The 19,513-nt window shown below is 76.1% G+C and carries 20 protein-coding genes; 12 read left to right on the top strand and 8 right to left on the bottom strand.

The genetic code is table 11. From position 1 onward, the window contains the following. The 4 genes from ACYVI6_RS13860 to ACYVI6_RS13875 form a co-directional block, all read right to left on the bottom strand. Nucleotides 1-367, bottom strand: a 367-nt coding sequence (locus tag ACYVI6_RS13860) for an SDR family NAD(P)-dependent oxidoreductase (protein ID WP_460446935.1), incomplete at its 3' end; no start/stop codon positions are given. Beyond that, nucleotides 364-1,701, bottom strand: coding sequence for an acyltransferase domain-containing protein (locus ACYVI6_RS13865; RefSeq protein WP_460446936.1), 1,338 nt, complete (start codon nt 1,699-1,701; stop codon nt 364-366). The genes ACYVI6_RS13860 and ACYVI6_RS13865, both read right to left, overlap by 4 nt. Before the next feature lie 271 nt (nt 1,702-1,972). Further along, the gene (locus ACYVI6_RS13870; protein ID WP_460446937.1) at nt 1,973-2,617 is read right to left on the bottom strand and encodes a response regulator; all 645 of its coding nucleotides are present in this window, start codon (nt 2,615-2,617) and stop codon (nt 1,973-1,975) included. Next, nucleotides 2,605-3,939 (bottom strand): sensor histidine kinase, encoded by a 1,335-nt coding sequence (locus ACYVI6_RS13875; RefSeq protein ID WP_460446938.1) that lies wholly within the window; start codon nt 3,937-3,939, stop codon nt 2,605-2,607. Before ACYVI6_RS13875 ends, ACYVI6_RS13870 begins: the two co-directional genes overlap by 13 nt. Before the next feature lie 159 nt (nt 3,940-4,098). Here ACYVI6_RS13875 and ACYVI6_RS13880 point away from each other — a divergent pair, with 159 nt between their 5' ends. Both ACYVI6_RS13880 and ACYVI6_RS13885 read left to right on the top strand, forming a co-directional pair. Beyond that, nucleotides 4,099-4,362, top strand: a complete 264-nt coding sequence (locus tag ACYVI6_RS13880) for a hypothetical protein (RefSeq protein WP_284288821.1) — start codon at nt 4,099-4,101, stop codon at nt 4,360-4,362. A 1-nt stretch (nt 4,363) separates the two neighbouring features. Continuing rightward, nucleotides 4,364-5,266 (top strand): CPBP family intramembrane glutamic endopeptidase, encoded by a 903-nt coding sequence (locus tag ACYVI6_RS13885; protein ID WP_460446939.1) that lies wholly within the window; start codon nt 4,364-4,366, stop codon nt 5,264-5,266. A 2-nt stretch (nt 5,267-5,268) separates the two neighbouring features. On the opposite strand, the gene ACYVI6_RS13890 is transcribed toward ACYVI6_RS13885, so the two are convergent. Beyond that, nucleotides 5,269-6,345, bottom strand: coding sequence for a diacylglycerol/lipid kinase family protein (locus ACYVI6_RS13890; protein WP_460446940.1), 1,077 nt, complete (start codon nt 6,343-6,345; stop codon nt 5,269-5,271). Nucleotides 6,346-6,404: 59 nt separating this feature from the next. Here ACYVI6_RS13890 and ACYVI6_RS13895 point away from each other — a divergent pair, with 59 nt between their 5' ends. The 5 genes from ACYVI6_RS13895 (at nt 6,405) to ACYVI6_RS13915 (ending at nt 10,516) form a co-directional block, all read left to right on the top strand. Continuing rightward, nucleotides 6,405-7,283, top strand: a complete 879-nt coding sequence (locus tag ACYVI6_RS13895; RefSeq protein ID WP_460446941.1) for an SDR family oxidoreductase — start codon at nt 6,405-6,407, stop codon at nt 7,281-7,283. A 25-nt stretch (nt 7,284-7,308) separates the two neighbouring features. Further along, nucleotides 7,309-7,983, top strand: coding sequence for an NUDIX domain-containing protein (locus tag ACYVI6_RS13900; protein ID WP_460446942.1), 675 nt, complete (start codon nt 7,309-7,311; stop codon nt 7,981-7,983). Next, a complete protein-coding gene (locus tag ACYVI6_RS13905) occupies nt 7,983-8,273 on the top strand; it encodes a hypothetical protein (protein ID WP_460446943.1) in 291 nt (96 codons plus the stop codon). Before ACYVI6_RS13900 ends, ACYVI6_RS13905 begins: the two co-directional genes overlap by 1 nt. A 99-nt stretch (nt 8,274-8,372) precedes the next feature. Further along, a complete protein-coding gene (locus ACYVI6_RS13910; RefSeq protein ID WP_460446944.1) occupies nt 8,373-10,028 on the top strand; it encodes an MDR family MFS transporter in 1,656 nt (551 codons plus the stop codon). 14 nt (nt 10,029-10,042) lie between these two features. Continuing rightward, entirely contained in the window at nt 10,043-10,516 is a 474-nt protein-coding gene (locus tag ACYVI6_RS13915; RefSeq protein ID WP_460446953.1) for a MarR family winged helix-turn-helix transcriptional regulator, read from the top strand. A 17-nt stretch (nt 10,517-10,533) separates the two neighbouring features. Here the strand turns inward: ACYVI6_RS13915 and ACYVI6_RS13920 are convergent, their stop codons facing one another. Then, a complete protein-coding gene (locus tag ACYVI6_RS13920) occupies nt 10,534-11,529 on the bottom strand; it encodes a lysostaphin resistance A-like protein (RefSeq protein WP_460446945.1) in 996 nt (331 codons plus the stop codon). A gap of 108 nt (nt 11,530-11,637) precedes the next feature. On the opposite strand from ACYVI6_RS13920, the gene ACYVI6_RS13925 reads away from it, so the two are divergent. Together ACYVI6_RS13925 and ACYVI6_RS13930 are read left to right on the top strand one after the other, a co-directional pair. Continuing rightward, the gene (locus tag ACYVI6_RS13925) at nt 11,638-12,906 is read left to right on the top strand and encodes a sensor histidine kinase (RefSeq protein WP_460446946.1); all 1,269 of its coding nucleotides are present in this window, start codon (nt 11,638-11,640) and stop codon (nt 12,904-12,906) included. Continuing rightward, a complete protein-coding gene (locus ACYVI6_RS13930; protein WP_460446947.1) occupies nt 12,894-13,634 on the top strand; it encodes a response regulator in 741 nt (246 codons plus the stop codon). The genes ACYVI6_RS13925 and ACYVI6_RS13930 overlap by 13 nt, the downstream gene beginning before the upstream one ends. A 24-nt stretch (nt 13,635-13,658) precedes the next feature. Here ACYVI6_RS13930 and ACYVI6_RS13935 read toward each other — a convergent pair whose 3' ends face one another. Continuing rightward, nucleotides 13,659-14,564, bottom strand: coding sequence for an ABC transporter substrate-binding protein (locus ACYVI6_RS13935; RefSeq protein ID WP_460446948.1), 906 nt, complete (start codon nt 14,562-14,564; stop codon nt 13,659-13,661). Continuing rightward, nucleotides 14,561-16,555, bottom strand: a complete 1,995-nt coding sequence (locus tag ACYVI6_RS13940) for a putative bifunctional diguanylate cyclase/phosphodiesterase (protein WP_460446949.1) — start codon at nt 16,553-16,555, stop codon at nt 14,561-14,563. Before ACYVI6_RS13940 ends, ACYVI6_RS13935 begins: the two co-directional genes overlap by 4 nt. Nucleotides 16,556-16,661: 106 nt before the next feature. On the opposite strand from ACYVI6_RS13940, the gene serS reads away from it, so the two are divergent. From serS to ACYVI6_RS13955, 3 genes are all read left to right on the top strand, one after another. Next, entirely contained in the window at nt 16,662-17,939 is a 1,278-nt protein-coding gene (gene serS, locus ACYVI6_RS13945; protein ID WP_460446950.1) for a serine--tRNA ligase, read from the top strand. Beyond that, nucleotides 17,936-18,754, top strand: a complete 819-nt coding sequence (locus ACYVI6_RS13950; protein WP_460446951.1) for an HAD family hydrolase — start codon at nt 17,936-17,938, stop codon at nt 18,752-18,754. The genes serS and ACYVI6_RS13950 overlap by 4 nt, the downstream gene beginning before the upstream one ends. Further along, nucleotides 18,751-19,513: SCO6745 family protein (locus ACYVI6_RS13955; RefSeq protein ID WP_460446952.1), on the top strand; the 763-nt coding region annotated here is incomplete at its 3' end. The genes ACYVI6_RS13950 and ACYVI6_RS13955, both read left to right, overlap by 4 nt.

A 19,513-nucleotide genomic window follows, 5' to 3' on the forward strand; every position in this document is an offset into this window, starting at 1 on the left:
GCACCTCGTGCAGCGCGGCGTCGAGCGCGCGCTGCCAGTCGGGGTCGCCCCCCTCCGCCGGCGCCTCGTGCGCGGTGGCGTGCTCGAGCACGTCGAGCCGCTCGTGCCGGCCGCCGACCTGCGCGACCAGTGCCGCGAGCCGGTCGGCGTCGGTGACGTCGGCGCGCACCTCCTCGGCGCTGCCACCGGCGGTGCGGACGTCGTCGACCGTCGCGGCCGTCGCGGCGGGGTCGTCCGACCAGGCCACGACGACGTGCCCGCCGCGCGCGCCCAGCTCGCGCGACACGGCCCGACCCGGCCCGGTCGCCCCGCCGGTGACCAGGCAGACCCGGCCGGCCAGGTCCTTCGGCGTCCCGTCCGCGCTCATCGCGCCGGCACCTGCTGCGCGGTGAGCAGGTCGGCGACGTGCTCGAGCGTGACGTAGTCGGTGATCCGCAGGCCGGCGGGCGCCTCGAGACCGAGCTCGCGGTGCGCCCGCTGCAGCAGGGCGGTCTGCCGCAGCGAGTCGATGCCCAGGTCGGCCTCCAGCTCGACGTCCGGTTCGAACACCTCGACCGGGTACCCCACCGCCTCGGCGTACATCCCGCGCAGCGTGGCCAGCAGGGCGGTCGCGTCGGGCGCGGACGTCGCGGCAGGAGCGGGCTCGGGTGCCGGTGCGGGTGCCGGGGTCGGTGCGGCGGTTGCCGGGGCGGGTGCCGGCGCGGCGCGCCCGGACCACGGCGCGTCGGTGCGGACGCCGGGCAGGGCGGCTCGCACGATGCCGGTGAGGATCGCGTTCGCGCCGCACTCGACGAACCAGTCGAACCCCTCGGCCCGCAGGGCGTGCAGCGCGGTGAGGAACCCCACGGGCTGCACGAGGTGCGCGGCGAGCACCTCGCGCACGTCGTCGTCGTCGGTCACCCGGCGGCCGAGCACCGCGGAGTGCACCGGCGTCCGCGGGGCGCGCACCGGCACGTCGCGCACCAGCTCGGCGAAGCGGTCGGCGGCAGCGGCCAGCAGCCGGTTGTGGAAGGGGTACGGCACGGTCAGCCGGTGCGCGTCGACGCCGAGGGCGGCGCTCACCCGCTCGAGGTGGTCGAGCCCGTCGTGCGGGCCCGACACCACGCTCTGCTCGGGCCCGTTCTCCACCGCGAGCGCCAGCCGCCAGTCGTGCACCGCGCCGAGGACGTGCTGCGCCCGGGTGCGGCCGGTGCGCAGCACCGTCATGCCGCCCGCCGGGGGAGCGGTCTCGATCAGGGCGCGGTCGCGGGCGGTGACGCAGGCGACGCCGCCCTCGAGGTCGAGCGCGCCGGCCACGGTGAGGGCCGCGAACTCGCCGAAGCTGTGGCCGGCGAGCAGCGCGGGCGGCCCGAAGCGCTCGGCGCAGAGCTCGGCGGCGACGATCTCGGTGGAGAAGATCGCCAGGTGCAGCCGCTCCGGGGCGGTGGCGACCAGGTCGGCGAGCGACGGCGCGCCGGGGTCGGTGAGCAGGTCGACGACGTCGGCGCCCCCGACGGCCGCCGAGGCCGCGGCGACCCGCCGCAGCGTGCCGGCGGTCTGGCGCGCCTCCTCGGGCGACAGGACGCCGGGACGGTAGCCGCCCTGGCCGGGCAGGAGCAGGACGGGTGCAGGAGCGGCAGCAGGCACGGCGGATCCCCCTGGGAGAGTGTGGAACCGGCGCACCGGCTGCGTCGTCCGACGTCGGACGATGGTGGTGAACACGGTGCAAATGTGGTGCTGCTGCAAGTTGTGCCATGACGGACAGTAGGCGTCAACCCCCTCAGGGTGACGACCTGGGGACACGCCGAGCCGACCGCCTGGCGCGGCACTCGCACTCGGCCGATCGGCCAGGTGCCACCCCTGCGCCTCGCGGGCCACGTGAAGTCGGCCGGCGCACCGTTCCAGGCGTGTGCACGCCCCTCGGACGGTGCCGCAGCCTCTTGGACCCCCTGCCTCGCGGGCTCGGGCGAAGCAGGGGGTCTGACGAGCCGGCTCAGGCGCGCAGGTACCGCAGGACGGCGGCCACGCGGCGGTCGACGGCGTCGTCGGGCGCCAGGTCGAGCTTGGCGAAGATGCTGCGGATGTGCTTGTGCACGGCGCCGTCGGTGACGACGAGCCGCTGGGCGATCGCGCCGTTGCCGAGCCCCTCGGCCATCAGCGCGAGCACCTCGCGCTCGCGCGGGCTGAGCCGGTCGAGCGCGTCGTCCGGCCGCGCGCGGGTGAGCAGCTGGGCGACGACCTCGGGGTCGATGGCGGTGCCGCCGGCCGCGACCCGGTGCAGCGCGCCGAGGAACTCCGCGACCCGGCCCACCCGCTCCTTCAGCAGGTAGCCGAGCCCGGCCGCGCCGTCGGCCAGCAGCTCGGTCGCGAAGCGCTGCTCCACGTACGCCGACAGCACGAGGATCGCCAGGCCGGGCCGGCGGCGCCGCGCCTCGACGGCCGCCACCACGCCCTCGTCGGTGTGCGTCGGCGGCATGCGGACGTCGACGACGGCGACGTCCGGCGCGTGGGCGTCGACGGCCGCCAGGAACGAGGCGGCGTCGTGCGCCGCGGCCACCACCTCCAGACCCTCGGCCTCCAGCAGCAGCCGCAGCCCCTCGCGCAGCAGCGGGTCGTCCTCGGCGATCACCAGCCGCACGGCAGCACCGCCTCGACCGCCGTCGGTCCGCCGGCCGGGCTGTCGAGCACGAGCCGGCCGTCGAGCGCCTCGAGCCGGCGGCGCAGGCCGGCCAGCCCCGAGCCGGGGCGCTCCGCGGCACCCCCGCGCCCGTCGTCCGCCACCCGCAGCACCAGCTCGTCGCCGCGCAGCCGCACGGTGACCCGGGCGGACGTCGCGCCGCTGTGCCGCGCCACGTTGGTCAGCGCCTCGGCGACGGCGAACCACGCGGTCGCCTCGACGGTCGCGGGGCACCGGCGCAGCAGGTCGACGTCGACCGTGCACGGCACCACGGACGCCGCCGCCAGGCTCCCGAGGGCCTCGGCCAGTCCTCGGTCGGCGAGCACGGGCGGCAGGATGTCGCGCACCACGCCGCGCAGCTCGGCGAGCGCCGTCTCGGTCGCGACCTGCGCCCGCTCCAGCAGGTCGGCGGCGTCGGGGCGCCCGAGCTGCACCGCCCGGGCCGCGCTGCCGACGAGCAGGTTGGCGGCCACCAGCCGGTTCTGCGCACCGTCGTGGAGAGCGCGCTCGATGCGCCGCAGCTCGGCGGCGTGCGCGTCGAGGGCGGCCGCTCGGGTGGCGGTGAGCTCGGCGACCCGCCGCGACAGCGCGTCGCGGTCGCCGCCGAGCAGCAGCAGCCGTCCCGGCAGCGCCTGCGCCCGCGCGATCCACGGCTCGACCAGCAGGAACGCGGCCAGCCAGGGCACGCCGAGCAGCGCGACGAGCAGCGCGTCGGGCAGCCCCTCGATCGACCACGTGACGAAGGTCGGGGTGGTGCTGCCCGGGCTCAGCAACCGGTACCAGAGGGGGAACGTCAGGTCCTGCACCACGGTCAGCGGCAGCGTCAGGCCGACCAGGCCGGCGAGCAGCCCGACCGCGCCGTGCAGCGGCAGCCACCCCAGCTCGCGGCGCACGCCGAGCTCGCGCAGCGCCTCGCGCAGTAGCCCGGGCACGTCGGCGGACGGCGCCGCGCCCGGCTGCAGCCGCTGCCGCTCGCGGTCGGCGACCGCCCGCACCAGCCGCAGCGTCGGCACCACGAGCGGCAGGCCGAGACCGACCAGCGACAGCACCGCCACGAGCAGCACCGCGAGCAGCGTCACCAGCGCGAGCACCGCCGTCGCCAGACCACCGACGAGCTGGTCGAGCGCGTCACCCGCCCGGTGCGCCAGCCGGCCCGCCCACCCTGCGCGCCGACGTCCGGTGCGCACCGCCGACCCACCGGCCGGCTCGTCGACCGCCCGGGTCACCGACCCGGCGGCGTCCGCGCCCGGCGGCCGCGTGCCGGTCGTCTGCCCTGTCCTCACGGAGCCGACCCTAGGCGAGCCGCGGCGCGAGCCGAAGGGCCTCGAGCGAGGAGTACAGCCTGCACCACCACGGCTGGGGTGCTGAGGGGATCGAGCGCCGGGCCGGCCGTTCCTAGCGTCGTGGAGGTCAGCGAACGACCCCCCACCGAGGAGCCTCAGATGCCCGTCGCAGCACCCCTCCGCAGCACCGTCCCCGAGCCGACCGAGCCCGTCGGGCCGCCCCGCAGCCGGGCGCTCGCGGCCCTCGCCTGGCTGCTCGTCGCCGTCGGCCTGGCCGTGAACGCGCTGGTGTCGACGCTGGCACCGGCCGGCGTCCGCCCGTTCGGCGCGCCGTTCGGCGTCGTCGCCCTCGCCGCGGGTGTGGTGCTGGTGCGCCGCCACCGCGCCGCCCGCCGCGGCCACGACGCGACCGCGGGGGCCTGACGTGCGCGCGCTGATCAGCCGGTACCCGTTGGCCGCCTTCTTCACCCTCGCGATGGGCGTGAGCTGGCTGGCCTGGCTGCCGTTCGTGCTGTCGCGCAACGGGCTCGGCGTGCTGCCGTTCGCGTTCCCCGTGGTGCTGGGCAGCTCGCAGATCCTGGGCATGCTCCCCGGCGCGTACCTCGGGCCGCTCACCGCGGCGTTCACCGTCACGGCGATCGCCGACGGCCGGCCGGGGCTGCGGCACTGGGGTGCCCGGCTGGTGCGATGGCGGGTCGGCTGGCGCTGGTACGTCGCGGTGCTGGTCGGCGTGCCGGCGTCGATCCTGGTGACCACCGCGCTGCTGCCGACGTCGTGGGGCCACCTCGCGGCGCCCGGCGCGGCGGTGCTCGCGGCCTACCTGCCGGTGCTGCTGCTGCAGCTCGTCACCACCGCGACCGCCGAGGAGCCGGGCTGGCGCGACTTCGCGCTGCCGCGGCTGCAGGCCCGCTACGGCGCCGTGCTCGGCACCGTCGTGCTCGGCCTGCTGTGGGGCGCCTGGCACCTGCCGCTCTTCCTCACCGAGTGGGGCGGCTGGCCGCACGTCAGCTGGGTGTCGCCGGTCGAGTTCGTGGCGAGCTGCGTGCCGCTCAGCCTGGTGATGACGTGGGTCTTCAACCGCACCGGCGCCAGCCTGCCGATCGTCATGGTGCTGCACGCCGGCATCAACACGACGTACTCGATCGTCTGGCCGGCGGTGTTCCCGACGCTCGACCCGACCCGCGACACCCTGCACACCCAGGTGGTCGCGACCACGCTGCTGGCGCTGGTGCTGGTCGTCGCCACCCGCGGACGGCTCGGGCTCGCCGTGGCGCCGCGCACCGACGTCCGGCCGGACGCCGCACCGGCCCTGGCCGGCCGGCGGTGAGGTCAGGTGCGGGGCACGCGGACGATCAGGGCCTGGTGCTCGACACGGGTCTGCATGCCCCGCACCCGGCCGACCGTGTCGCCGTCGAGCTGGGCCTCCTGCGGGCGGTCGGTGGTGACGTGGAACTCGCGGCACCGGTAGTGCTCGACGCGGTCGTGGCCGCCCTTGGTGACCACCTTCGCGGCCACCGCGGCCCAGCTGACCAGGCCCTTGGGCGACATGGTCACGGCGTCGAGCCAGCCGTCGTCGACCTCGGCGTCCGGCAGCAGCACGATGCCGCCGGTGAGGGTGCCGCAGTTGCCGACCAGCACGGTGCGCACGCGGCGGCTGACCGGCGGCCGGTCGTCGGCGGAGATCCGCACGCGCACCTCGGGGCCGCGCAGGTTGCGTGCCCCCGACACCGCGTAGGCCAGCCAGCCCACCTTGGCCTTCAGCGCCTCGGGGGCGTCGGCCATCATCGCCGCGTCGAAGCCGAGGCCGGCCATCACCAGGAACAGCCGGCCGCCGTCGGGCTCGCCCGGGTGCCCCTCGGCCGGCGGCCCCGTGTCGGGCGGCTCGAAGGTGACCCGGCCGACGTCGATGCGCTTGTCGACGCCGGTCAGCGCGATCTCGAGCTGCTCGCCGAGGTCGGTCAGCGGCAGCTCGAGGGTGCGGGCCAGCAGGTTGCCGGTGCCGGCGGGCAGCAGCCCCATCGGGGTGTCGGTGTGCGCGAGCACCTCGGCGACCTCGCGCACCGTGCCGTCGCCGCCGAGCGCGCACACCACCGCGACGCCGGCCTCGAGCGCCTGCTTGGCCTGGCCGTGGCCGGTGTCGTCGGCGGTGGTCTCGAGCCAGAGCGGGTCGGCCCATCCGGCGGCGTGGCAGGCCTCGATCACCTGGTGCCGCACGCGCTCGACGTCCGGGAACTTGGTGGGGTTCACGATGATCGCCGCCTGCGGCGCCACGGACGGGGGCACGACGGGCTCCGGCGCGGGCAGCGGGGCGTGCCGCCGGCGCCGGGCCACGAGCGCGCCACCGACGACGAGCAGGACGAGGACGGCGACCGCGACGGCCACCCAGACTGCGGCGGCGCGGGTCACGCCCGAACCGTAGCGGGCCCGGGTCGCGGGCGGCAGGCGGGCGCCGCAGAGTGGACCGCATGAGTGACGACCCGACGACCGCCTACCCGACCCCGCCGCAGCCCGAGCAGGAGCAGCCCGTGCCCGGGCTGGCCAACCAGATGGACCCGAAGCCCGACCACGGCGAGGACAGCTACACCGGCTCGGGGCAGCTCACCGGCAAGGTCGCCGTCGTCACCGGCGCCGACTCGGGCATCGGCCGCGCCGCCGCCATCGCCTTCGCCCGCGAGGGCGCCGACGTCGTGCTGTCGTACCTGCCCGCCGAGCAGTCGGACGCCGACGAGGTGGTCGCGCTGGTCGAGGCCGCCGGACGCCGCGCGGTGACCGTGCCCGGCGACCTGTCGACCCGCGAGGGCAACGTCGAGCTGGTCGAGCGGGCGGTCGCCGAGCTGGGCCGGATCGACGTCCTGACGATCGTGGCCGGCCACCAGCAGGCGGTCGAGGACCTCGCAGACCTGAGCGACGAGCAGTTCGACGAGACCTATCGCACCAACGTCTACGGCCTGTTCTGGCTGGTCAAGGCCGCGCTGCCGCACCTGCAGCCGGGCGCCTCGGTGATCACCACCTCGTCGGTGCAGGCCTACCAGCCGTCGCCGACGCTGGTCGACTACGCCGGCACCAAGGCGGCGATCAACGCGATCAGCAAGGCCCTGGCCCAGCAGCTCGCGCCCAAGGGCGTGCGGGTCAACGTCGTGGCGCCGGGTCCGTTCTGGACGCCGCTGCAGGTGAGCGGCGGCCAGCCGACCGAGGCGCTGCCCGACTTCGGTGCCGAGACCCCGCTCGGCCGCGCCGGGCAGCCGGCCGAGCTGGCCTCGACGTACGTGTACCTGGCGTCCGACCGCTCGAGCTACACGACCGGCGCCACGGTCAGCGTGACCGGCGGCATGCCCACCCCCTGACCCTCTCGGGCGGCAGAGTGGGCGCATGAGCCCGAACCCACCCGGCACCCCGGGCGTCGACGTCCCCGACGCCCGGGGTCGCACCGGCCTCGACCGCGCCGGCCGCGACCTGACCCGCAACCCCGACGTCGTCGTCCGCGACGTCGAGGTGCTCTCGGACGGCTGGCACGTGCTGCGCCGCACCACCCTCGACGTCCGGCGACGCGACGGCGGGTGGGAGACCCAGCAGCGCGAGACGTACGCCCGCGGGGACGGCGCGGTGATCCTGCTGCACGACGTCGAGCGGCGCACGGTGCTGCTGAGCCGCCAGTTCCGCTGGCCGGTCTACGTCAATGGCCACCCCGACGGGATGCTCGTCGAAGCGGCGGCCGGGCTGCTCGACGAGGACGACCCCGAGACGGCGATCCGCCGCGAGGCCGCCGAGGAGCTGGGTGTCGAGGTCGGCGAGCTGACGCACGTGTTCGACGTGTTCATGAGCCCCGGCTCGGTCACCGAGTGCCTCCACCACTACGCGGCGCCGTACACCGCGGCGAGCCGGACGAGCGCGGGCGGCGGGCTGGTCGACGAGGGCGAGGACATCGAGGTGCTCGAGCTCGACTTCGACGTCGCGCTGGAGATGACTGCCGACGCTCGCATCGCCGACGCCAAGACGATCCTGCTGCTGCAGTGGGCCGCGCTGCGCGGACCCTTCTCGAGCTAGTGGTCGAGCACACGCCCGACGGCCGGTACGTCGTGATCGACGGCCGGCGCTGGCGGGCCACCGACCCCGCGATCCCCGAGGCCGAGGCGGCGGTCCTGCGTCGCGAGCTGATGAGCGCCCGTCGGGCCGTCGGCGCCGCGCTGAAGGCCGGCGACGCCACCGCGGAGCGCGCCGCCCGCGACCGGGTGCAGGCCGCGAAGGTCGGCCTCGGCGAGCGCGGCGATCCCTGGTGGGAGCAGTCGGACGACGAGCGCCGGGCCCGCTGGGAGGCGGCGCTGCCCGACGAGTGACCGGCGTCACGCGCTCTCGCACTTGGTTGACCGGCGCAACCAACCGAGACTATGGTTGACCCAGTCAACTACGTGTCAGACCCCCGGAGCGCCCGTCCCATGAGCACCACCCCGTCCCAGGTCGCGCCCGCGACCACCCCGTCGAGCGACCAGCCGGCCGGCGCCATGACGCACCGCGAGGTGCTCGAGGCGATGTCCGGCCTGATGCTCGGCATGCTCGTCGCGATCCTGTCGAGCACCGTCGTGTCGAGCTCGCTGCCGCGCATCATCGGCGACCTCGGCGGCTCGCAGTCCGCCTACACCTGGGTGGTCACCTCGACCCTGCTGGCGACGACGGTGAGCACGCCGCTCTGGGGCAAGTTCGCCGACCTGTTCCCGCGCAAGACGCTGCTGCAGCTCGCGCTGGTCGTCTTCGTCGTGGGCTCGGGCCTGGCCGGTCTCAGTCAGGACACCGGCACGCTGATCGCGTTCCGCGCCGTGCAGGGCCTGGGCGCCGGTGGTCTCACCGCACTGGCCACCGTCGTGATGGCCGACATCGTCAGCCCCCGCGAGCGCGGCCGGTACATGGGCCTGCTCGGCGCCGTGATGGCGGTCGGCACCGTGGGCGGCCCGCTGCTCGGTGGCGTGCTGACCGACACCGTGGGCTGGCGCTGGAACTTCTACGTCGGCGTCCCGGTCGCCGCCGCGGCGATCATCGTGCTGCAGCGCACCCTGCACCTGCCCACCCGGCGCCGCGAGGGCGTCCGCATCGACTACCTCGGCGCCGTCCTCGTCTCGGCGGCCGTGTCGCTGCTGCTCGTCTGGGTGACCCTCGGCGGCACGTCGTTCGCCTGGGGCTCGTGGCAGACCGCCGCCATGGTCGGCGGCGCCGCGCTGCTGACCGCGCTGTTCGTCGTCGCCGAGGTGCGGGCCGCCGAGCCGCTGCTGCCGCTCGAGCTGTTCCGCAACCGCACCGTGGTGCTGGCCGTCGTCGCCAGCGTCGCGGTCGGCGTCGCGATGTTCGGCACCTCGGTGTTCCTCAGCCAGTACATGCAGCTGGCCCGCGGCAAGACGCCCACCCAGGCCGGCCTGCTCACCATCCCGCTCATCGCCGGTCTGCTCATCGCCTCGACGGTGGTCGGCCAGCTCATCAGCCGCACCGGCATCTGGAAGCGCTACGTCGTCACCGGCGCGGTGCTGCTCGTCATCGGCCTGTCGCTCATGAGCACCATCGGCTACCAGACCAACTGGTTCGAGCTCAGCGCGTTCATGGTCGTGACCGGCGCCGGTGTCGGCATGGTCATGCAGAACGTCGTCCTCGCCGTGCAGAACGTCCTGCCGGTGCGGCAGCTGGGCATCGGCAGCGCCACCGTCGCGTTCTTCCGCTCGCTCGGCGGCGCCGTCGGCGTCTCCGCGATGGGCGCGCTGCTCGGCCACCAGGTCCTCGTGAAGGTGACCGAGGGGCTGGCCCGGCTGGGCGTGCCCGCGAGCGCGAGCGGCGGGACGACGATCCCCGACGTCCGCACCCTGCCCGCACCGGTGCGCGCCGTCGTCGAGTCGGCCTACGGCCAGGGTGTCGCCGACGTGTTCCTCGCCGCGATCCCGCTCGCCGTCATCGCGCTGGTCGCCGTCGCCTTCCTGCCGGACGCCCGGTTGGGCACCCGCTCGGGCGTCGACCAGCTCGCCGACGACGCCGGCTCCGCGGCGGGCGTCCCGGCCGTCGAGGCCGGCGAGCGCGTCGACGCGGCGACCGCCCGGGCCCGAGCGTCATCATGAGCACCGTGACCTCCATGCAGCGGCCGGCGGACGTCGACCACGTCGACGAGGCGGACGTCCTCCGCATCCAGTCCGAGCTCGGTCTGCTGTTCCGCCGCGCGCGCAGCCACGCCCGCCGCGCGGCGGAGGAGATCCACCCCGGCCTCACGCAGCCGGCGTACGTCGTGCTCGCCCGCGTGGTCGAGCACGGCTCCACCCGGGCCAGCGAGCTCGTCGAGCTGTTCGGCATCGACAAGGCCGCGGTCAGCCGCCAGGTCACGACGCTCGAGCAGCTCGGGCTCGTCGAGCGCACCGACGACCCCGCCGACCGTCGGGCGCAGGTGATCGCCGCGACCGCCGAGGGACGCCGCCGCTACCGGCGCAGCAGCGACCGCGCCCAGCGGGTGCTGCGCGAGCAGCTCGGCCAGTGGTCGCCCCAGGACGCGCGCGACCTCGGCCGCCTGCTCGGCAGGTTCAACGAGGCGTTCGGCCGCACCACCGACCGCTGAGGCCGGGCGGGGCGCGCTCACGGGCGCGCGCCCGACGTCGTCCGGCCGCGCCCGCGCACCGGCTCGAGCAGCCGGACGCCGTGCACGCGCGAGGTCCACACGGACAACCCGGCGGTGGTGACGAGCGTGAGCGGGACCGACACCAGCAGCGACCTCGGGTCGACCGCACCCTGCTGCAGCGAGCTCGGGCTCAGCGGCGCGACGAGGAACAGCGGCAGGTTGTTCGCGACGTGCGCGACGACCGCCAGCTCCAGCCCGCCGCTCTTCCAGACCAGGAACCCCATGGCGAGGGCGAAGACCGCGACGTCGACCTGGCCGACCCGGTCGTAGCCGTGACCGAGCACGAAGAGGGGGACGGGCAGCACGACGCCGACCACCGGCGAGCGCCACCACGTGCCGAGCAGCTGCGCGGGCAGGCCGCGGAACACGTACTCCTCGGCGGCGCACTGCAACGGGGTGAGCAGCAGGACCACGACGACCACGGCGACCAGCGACGCGCCGACCGGTGGCAGCGACAGGTCGGCCGGCGGCGCGATCGCCGTCAGGGTCCACAGCACGACGGCGTGCAGGGGCAGGACGACGGCGCCGGCCCGCAGCGCCGTGCCCCAGCGGAACCGCCCGGCGACCGAGTGCACCGTCCCGCGCCGCCGACCGCCCCACCGCGCGGCGAGCACCACCACGGGGAGGAGCAGGCCGAGCGAGCCGAGGTCGACCACGAGGTCCATCGGGTTGCGCGGGTCGTCCAGGCCGGGCGAGGGGGTGAGGGCCGCCGGGAACGACCCCTGCTGCGTGGTCAGCGCCGCGACGAGCAGCACCAGCAGACCCAGGACGGCCACCGCCAGCAGCAGCCCGACGCCGACCGCCAGGGTCGAGAACGGGCGCCACCAGCGCGCCGAGCGCGCGTCGAGGTGCGGCAGCCGGTGGTAGGGCAGCCCGTCGGCGGACGCCCCCTCGCCGGTGGCGGTCGCCGCGGTCGTGGTGGGTCGGGCGGCGGGGCAGGTGGTGGTGGTCATGGCACGAGCATTCGCCGCTCCGCGCCTGGGCGGATCGGCCGAAGGGCCCGACCCGGCCTCCTCCGGAAGGAGGATCCCGGGGCGGCTCACCGCTCCTAGACTGACGCGATGACCGCGCCCGCCGAGGCCTCGACGGGCGCCGCGCCGTGGCCCGTCGAGCGGCGTCCGCGGCTGCGGGCGGTCGCCGTGTCCGGCGCGTGCTGCGTCCTCGGGCTCCTCGTCTTCCTCGTCACCGCGGGGATGGCCCTCGACGGCTCGGACGCCGGTCCGCGCCGGCCCGCGGCGTGGCTGCTGCTGCTCGCGGCGGACGCCGTCGTCGGCGTCACGGCCAGCGCCCTGGCCGGGTTCCTGCGCGGGTCGCGCGCGGCGTCCGTCGCCCTGGTGGTCGCGGCCGCGTGCAGCAGCTGGGCCCTCCCGGCCGGCGTCGTGGGGGTGGTGCGGCTGGGCGCCCGGCGCTCCACGGCCCTCGACGTCCTCGTGGTGGCCGTCCTCGTCGGCGGCGGTCTCGGGTCCGCCCGCGTCAGCCGGCTCGTCGCACCGCCGGAGCGCGACCCGCTGCCGTGGTGGGGCGAGGCGCTGGCCCTGGCGGTGTCCGCGGTGGTGCTGCTGCTGTGGGGGCGGGTGCGCGGCTCGCGCGACGCGGTGGTCGAGTCGCTGCGCCGCCAGGCCGGCGCCGCCGAGGGCGAGCGGGCCGCGCTCGCCCGCAGCCGGGAGGCCGACGTCGCCCGGACCCGCGCCGAGGAGCGCACCGCCATCGCCCGCGACATGCACGACACGCTCTCCCACCAGCTCTCGCTCATCGCCGTGCACGCGGGGGCGCTCGCCTCGCGCGACGACCTGCCGCCGCAGCGGGCGCGCGAGGCGGCCCGCACCGTCCGCGACGCCGCGGCGGACGCGAACACCGTGCTGCGGGAGGTGCTGCTCGCGCTGCGCAGCACCGACCCCGCACAGCGCCTGGGGCACCACGGCGACGCGCAGCCGCTGCCGACGCCCGAGGCGCTCGACGCCCTCGCGGCCGCCGCGGGTTCGCAGGGGCAGGAGGTCACGGTCACCTGGGACGGCCTGAGCCCCGACGACCTGAGCCGGCGGTCGCCGGCCACCGCCGCCTCGCTGGTGCAGATCACCGGCGAGCTGCTCGTCAACGCCCGCCGGCACGCGCCCGGCGCACCCGTCGAGGTGGTGCTCGCGCACGTCGGCGGCGACCTGGTGCTCCGAGCCGTCAACCCGCTGCGCCCGGCCGCCGCCACGACGTCCGGCACGGGGCTCGGCCTGGTGGGCGTGGTCGAGCGGGCGCGGCTGCTCGGCGGGCACGCGGTGCACGGCGTCACCGGCGACGGCTGCTTCGTGGTGGAGGTGACCGTGCCGTGGCGGGTCTAGGCGGCGCGTCCGAGCACGACGCCGACGACGCGGACGACGCCCGGCCCGCGGCGGTCCGCGTGCTCGTCGTCGACGACGAGCGGCTCATGCGCGCCGGGCTGCGGCTGATGATCGACGGGGTCGGGGGCGTCGTCGTGGTCGGCGAGGCGGCGGACGGCGCGGAGGCCGTCGCGGCCGTCGAGGCGCTCGACCCCGACGTCGTGCTCATGGACGTGCGCATGCCGGGCACCAGCGGCATCGAGGCCACCCGGCGGCTGACGGACGCCGGCGCGCGGGCCCGCGTCGTGGTGCTGACGGCCTTCGAGACCGACGACCACCTGCTGCAGGCCCTGCGGGCGGGTGCCGTCGGCTTCCTGCTGAAGGACGCTGCACCGGAGGCCGTCGTCGCGGCCGTCCAGGACGCCGCACGGGGGCGCAGCTCGTTCTCGCCGAGCGTGCTCGCGCGGCTGGTCGCGCTCGCTGCGACGTCGTCCGGAGCCGACCCCGCGCAGGACGGCCCGGCCGCGACGGGGTCCCGGGCGGTCGGGCCGCCGCTGGGGACGACGCCCCGGGAGTGGCAGGTGGGGCGGTGCGTCGCGCAGGGGCTGAGCAACGCCGAGATCGCCGGCGTGCTGTTCCTGAGCACGACCACGGTGAAGACGCACGTGACGCACCTGTTCGAGAAGCTGCACGTCGGCAACCGGGTGCAGCTCGCCGTCCGCGTGCTGGAGCTCGACGGCCCCGGCTGACGCCCGGCCGCGGCGACCCGTCCGTCAGCCGGCGTCGAGGGTGAGCGTCTGCAGGGCGCCGACCTGGACGTTCCAGCGCTTGAGCACGGCGGCGTACTCACCGGAGCGCTGCACCTGCTGCAGGGCGGCCAGCACGACGTCGTCCAGACCGTCGTGCTCGCGGCTGACCGCGAGGCCGAGGGGCGACGGGTCGTACTGCTCGGCGGTGGCGAGCTGGAAGTGCGCGCGGGTGCGGGCGGCGCCGGCCAGGTCGGCGGCCGGCGGGTAGTCCATGAGGGCCGCGTCGACCTCGCCGCTGCGCAGGGCCAGCGAGGCGTCGGCGGCGTTCGACCGCGAGACCACTCGCAGCCTCGTGCCCGACTTCTTGCAGGCGGCCTGCTGGTGCTTCGCCAGCTCGGCCTGCGTCGTGCCGGTGCCGACGGCCACGCTGCGGCCGCAGAGCGCGGCGAGGCCGGTCACGTTGGCCGGGTTGCCGCGCTGCACGAGCACGCTGGTGCCCGCGGTGAAGTAGTCGACGAAGTCGACGGTCTTCTGCCGCTCGGCGGTGTCGGTGATGCCGGAGACCGCGAGGTCCGCCTCGTGGGCCTCCAGCGTGTCGATGAGCTTCGGGAACTCGACGTAGTCCCAGTGCAGCTTCACGCCGAGCACCCGGCCGACGGCGCGCACCAGGTCGGGCTCGCTGCCGACCAGCGTGCGGCCGTCCTCGTCGAAGAACGCGACCGGTGCGTAGTCGGCGGAAGTGACCACGCGCAGCTCGCCGCGCTCGCGGACGGCGGCGGGCAGCCGGTCGTGCAGCGCCGCGTCGTAGGCGGTGGCGGGGCCGCGGGAGGCGACGGCGGCCTGCTCGTCGTGACCGCAGGCGGCGGTGCCGGCGAGCGCGGCGGCCAGGCCGAGGACGGCGGCGAGGCGGTGGCGGCGGGTCGTGGTCATCGCGCGGCTCCTGCGTGGGCGGTGCGGTCGGTGCGGGCGACGAGGTCGGGTGACCAGGCCGCGGGTCGGGAGAAGTGCCAGCCCTGGCCGACGTCGCAGCCGGCGTCGGCGAGCCAGGCGCGGGTGGCGTCGTCCTCGACGCCCTCCGCGACGACGTCGAGGCCGAGGCCGTGCGCCATCGCGATGACGGACGCCACGACGGCGCGGTCGGGCAGCGGGTCGGCGCTGGTCAGCCCGGCGGTGAACGAGCGGTCGACCTTCACCTGCGCGAACTGCAGGCTGCGCAGCTGGGCGACGCTGGTGCGCCCGGCGCCGAAGTCGTCGATCGACAGCGGGACGCCGAGCGCGGTGAGCCCCTCCAGCGTCGCGTGCGCGGCCTCGGTCTCGGCGCCCACGGCGTCCTCGGTGATCTCGATCATCAGGCCGGCGGGCGGCGTCCCGGTGGCGGCGAGCGCGTCGGCCACCACCGCGGCCAGCCCGGCGCGCACGAGGTTGCGGGGCGAGACGTTGACGGCGACGACGAGGTCGTCGTGGCCGAGGGCGACCCAGCGGGCGCGGTCGGCCAGCGCCCGGCGCACGACCCACTCGGTGAACGGCTCGACCAGCTGACTGGTCTCGAGCACGTGCAGGAACGCCGGTGGCGCGAGCAGGCCGCGCGTCGGGTGCTGCCAGCGGCACAGCGCCTCGACGCCGACGACGCGGCCGGTGCGCAGGTCGACCTGGGTCTGGTAGTGCAGCACCAGCTCGTCGCGCTCCAGGGCGTTCGCCAGCTCGCGGCGCAGCGAGACGACGTCCTCGGCCACACCCAGGTGCTCGCCGGGCTCCCACACGACGACCCCGCCGGACTCGCGCTTGCTGACGTACATCGACTCGTCGGCGTGCCGCAGCAGCTCCTCGACCGAGTCGCCGTGGTCGGGGCACAGCGCGACGCCGAGGCTGGCCTCGACGCGCAGCGGCACGCCCTCGACCACCACGTCGTCGACCAGCGCCTGCAGCACCTGGTGGCACACGGCCGCGGCGTCCTCCGCCGTGGTCACGCCGGGCAGCACGATGCCGAACTCGTCGCCGCCCAGCCGCGCCACCGTGTCGTCGGTGCGCAGCGCGCCGGACAGCCGCTGCGCCACGACCTGCAGCAGACCGTCGCCCACGTGGTGGCCGAGCGTGTCGTTGACCTCCTTGAAGCGGTCGAGGTCGACCAGCGCGACCGCGCCGCCGCCGCGCCCGGTGGCCGCCGATCGCAGCAGCCGCTGCACCTCCTCGCGCATCACCCCGCGGTTCGGCAGGCCGGTGAGCTGGTCGTGGCGCGCCTCGTGCTCGCGCTGGCGGGCGTGCCGACGCAGGCTGTTGGTGGTCGACCAGGCGATCGCGGCGAGCACCAGGTACATGCCGCCGAGCGCGACGCCCAGGCGCACCACCGTGCGGTGCACGCGGTCGCGGAGCACGGCCTCGAACTGGCCGTACGGGAGGTCGAGCTCGAAGACGCCGCTGGCCCGGCCGGCGCTGGTGACGATGAGCGGGCCGACGACGCGGACGACGGCGCCGCCCTCGGCGTCCGCCGGCACGATCGCCGCGTAGCTGCGGCCGGCCACCGCGTCGCGGAACGCGGTGCTGCCGATCTCGACCGGGCTGGTCGCCTGCCCGTTGTCGGAGAAGAGCACGATGCCGTCGGCGTCGCGCACGCGCAGGCCGATGACGCTGGAGTTGGCGACCGCGAGCAGGGTCGCCTGGCGCAGCTGCTGCACGCTGGCGGGATCGAGCCGGTGGCCGGGCAGGTGGTCGAGGTCGAGGTCGCGCAGGGCGGGGGCGAGGGCCATCTGCTGGATGACCGCGGCCTGCGCGCGACCCTGCGACAGCGCGGCGGCGCGGGCGTCCTGCCGGGCGCTGGCGGCGAGCACCAGGCCCAGCACCACGACGGTCACCAGGCTGGCCAGGGCGTACGCCGCGTAGAGCCACGACCCGTGGCCGCGGCGCCGTCCTGCCGCAGCACCCATGCCAGGGACATCGGTGCCCGGGGGCCGCGGCTTGAGCCGGCGGGAGCCGCGGCGGCCTGTGGACGACCCCGTGGAGCCGGCGGCGCACCCAAGTAAGGTCGTCCCCGTGATCGACGTGCGCGTGCTCCGAGACGACCCCGACCTGGTGCGGGCCAGCCAGCGCGCCCGCGGCGAGGACCCGTCGCTGGTCGACGAGGTGCTGGCCGCCGACGAGCGCCGCCGGTCCGCCATCCAGGAGTTCGAGCAGGTCCGCGCGGAGCAGAAGGCGCACGGCAAGCGGGTCGCCGCGGCCCCGAAGGACGACAAGCCGGCCCTCATCGCGCACGGCCGCACGCTCAGCGAGCGGGTGAAGGGGCTCGAGACCCGGGCCGCCGAGGGCGAGACCGAGCTGACGGCGCTGCTGCGGCGCGTGCCGAACGTCGTGCTGCCCGACGTGCCGCCCGGCGGTGAGGACGACTACGTGGTGCGCGACACCGTCGGCACGCCCCGCGACTTCGCGGCCGAGGGCTTCGCGCCGCGCGACCACCTCGAGCTCGGCGAGTCGCTCGGCGCCATCGACATGGGCCGCGGCGCCAAGGTCGGCGGCTCGCGCTTCTACTTCCTCACCGGCCCCGGTGCGCGGCTCGAGCTGGCGCTGCTCAACCTGGCCATGCGCACGGCGATCGACGCCGGGTTCTCGCCGATGGTCGTGCCCACGCTGGTGAAGCCGGAGATCATGGCCGGCGCCGGGTTCCTCGACGCGCACGCCGGCGAGGTCTACCGGCTCGAGGCCGACGACCTGTACCTGACCGGCACGTCGGAGGTCGCGCTCGCCGGCTACCACGCCGACGAGGTGCTCGACCTCACCGACGGCCCCGTGCGGTACGCGGGCTGGTCGACGTGCTTCCGCCGCGAGGCCGGCTCGTACGGCAAGGACACCCGGGGCATCATCCGCGTGCACCAGTTCCAGAAGATCGAGATGTTCGTCTACGCCCCGGTCGAGCAGGCCGCGGCCGAGCACCAGCGGCTGCTCGACCTCGAGCGCTCGCTGCTCGCCGCCGTCGAGGTGCCCTACCGGGTGATCGACGTCGCGGCGGGCGACCTCGGCGGCCCGGCCGCCCGCAAGTTCGACTGCGAGGGCTGGGTGCCGTCGCAGGGCCGCTACCGCGAGCTGACCTCGACCTCGAACTGCACGACGTACCAGGCCCGGCGGCTCGGCGTCCGCGAGCGCGACCCCGAGCGCGAGGGGCAGAACCGCCACGTGGCCACGCTGAACGGCACCGCGGCGACGACCCGCTGGCTGGTGGCGATCCTCGAGAACCACCAGCAGGCGGACGGCTCGGTGGTGGTTCCCGAGGCGCTGCGCGCCGACGTCGGCACCGACGTCCTGCGCCCGCGGTCGTGACGGCGGCGCCCTGGCCGCTGGTGGCGCTCGACATCGACGGCACGCTGGTCGACCACGACGACCGGCTCACCGACCGGGTGCGCGACGCGGTGCACGCCGTGGTGGCCTCCGGTCGCCACCTGGTGCTCTCGACCGGGCGCTCGCTGCCCATGGTGCTGCCGGTGCTCGACCGGCTGGGGCTCACCGAGGGGTACGCCGTGGTGAGCAACGGTGCGGTGACCCTGCGGCTCGACCCCGCGCTCGAGCTCGGGTACGAGATCGCCGACCTGCGCTCGTTCGACCCGGCCCCGGCGCTGCAGCTGCTGCGCGAGCACCTGCCGAACGCCGTCTACGCCGTCGAGGACGTCGACGCCACGTTCCGGCTGAACGCGCCGTTCCCGAACGACGAGCTGATCGGCGAGCAGACCGTCGTGCCGTTCGACGAGCTGTCGGGCCGGCCGGTCACCCGGGTCGTCGTCCGCAGCCCCGAGCACACGCCCGAGGACTTCCTGGACCTCGTCGAGCGGCTCGGCCTGACCGGCGGCAGCTACGTGGTCGGCTGGACGGCGTGGCTCGACGTCGCACCCGACGACGTCAGCAAGGCGCACGGCCTGCAGGTGGTCGTCGACCGGCTCGGCCTGACCGCCGCCGACGTGCTCGCGGTGGGCGACGGCCGCAACGACCTGGAGATGTTCGCCTGGGCCGGGCGCTCCGTGGCGATGGGGCAGGCGCCGCCCGACGTGCTCGCCGCGGCCGACGAGGTGTGCGCGCCGGTCGAGCGCGACGGGCTGGCCGACGTGCTCGAGCAGCTGCTCGCCGGGGCGGACGTCGGGTGACCGGGGGCGGTGCGGCCGCCGCCGCCGCTGACGGTGACGGTGACGACGAGCTGAACCGCTGGGCCCGCCGGGCCTGGGCCGCGCTCGACCTGCTGCACGTGGTGCACACGTTCGTGCCCGAGACGCAGGAGACGGCGCGGGCGCTGGGCCTCGACCCGCGGTTCGCGCACTTCGCGATGCGGGCCGCGCCGCTCGGGCCGGTGCCGCCGCAGGTGGTGGCGGCGACGTTCTTCGTCTACGACCCGGCGCTGGTGGCCCGCGGGCTGCGAGACGTCTGGAACGTCACCACGCCCGAGGCCGTGGTGGCCGCCCGGGTCGACGTCGCGGCGGCGTCGCTGCAGCGGCTGGCCGGCGAGCACCTCGCCGACGACGTGCTGGCCGAGGTGCTGCCGCTGCTCGCGCAGGCCGTCGGGGCCGCGTCGGTTGCCGGCCGTCCGCTGTTCGCCGCCTGGTCGAGCGTGCCGGAGCCCGAGGCGCCGCTGGCCCGGCTGTGGCTGCGGGCGACCCAGGTCCGCGAGCACCGCGGCGACGGCCACATGGCCGCGCTGCTGCACGCTCCGCTCGACGCGGTCGAGGCGCTGCTGCTGGCGGTCATCGGCGGCACCGGCCTGGCGTTCGCCCGCGCCACCCGCGGCTGGCGGCACCCCGACTACCTGGCCGCCCTGGCCCGGCTGCGCGACCGCGGCCTGGCCACCGTCGTCGCCCTCGGCGACGGCGCGCTCACCGGCGCCGGGCGCTCGCTGCGGGCCGACGTCGAGC

The sequence above is a fragment of the Angustibacter aerolatus genome, assembly GCF_054776675.1.

Excerpts from the sequence above, each read along its gene's own strand:
- ACYVI6_RS13880 (WP_284288821.1), top strand. The coding sequence starts at position 4,099 with ATGCCCGTCGCAGCACCCCTCCGCAGCACCGTCCCCGAGCCGACCGAG.
- ACYVI6_RS13895 (WP_460446941.1), top strand. The coding sequence starts at position 6,405 with ATGAGTGACGACCCGACGACCGCCTACCCGACCCCGCCGCAGCCCGAG.
- ACYVI6_RS13900 (WP_460446942.1), top strand. The coding sequence starts at position 7,309 with ATGAGCCCGAACCCACCCGGCACCCCGGGCGTCGACGTCCCCGACGCC.
- ACYVI6_RS13910 (WP_460446944.1), top strand. The coding sequence starts at position 8,373 with ATGAGCACCACCCCGTCCCAGGTCGCGCCCGCGACCACCCCGTCGAGC.
- ACYVI6_RS13915 (WP_460446953.1), top strand. The coding sequence starts at position 10,043 with ATGCAGCGGCCGGCGGACGTCGACCACGTCGACGAGGCGGACGTCCTC.
- ACYVI6_RS13920 (WP_460446945.1), bottom strand. The coding sequence starts at position 11,529 with ATGACCACCACCACCTGCCCCGCCGCCCGACCCACCACGACCGCGGCG.
- ACYVI6_RS13925 (WP_460446946.1), top strand. The coding sequence starts at position 11,638 with ATGACCGCGCCCGCCGAGGCCTCGACGGGCGCCGCGCCGTGGCCCGTC.
- ACYVI6_RS13935 (WP_460446948.1), bottom strand. The coding sequence starts at position 14,564 with ATGACCACGACCCGCCGCCACCGCCTCGCCGCCGTCCTCGGCCTGGCC.
- ACYVI6_RS13940 (WP_460446949.1), bottom strand. The coding sequence starts at position 16,555 with ATGGGTGCTGCGGCAGGACGGCGCCGCGGCCACGGGTCGTGGCTCTAC.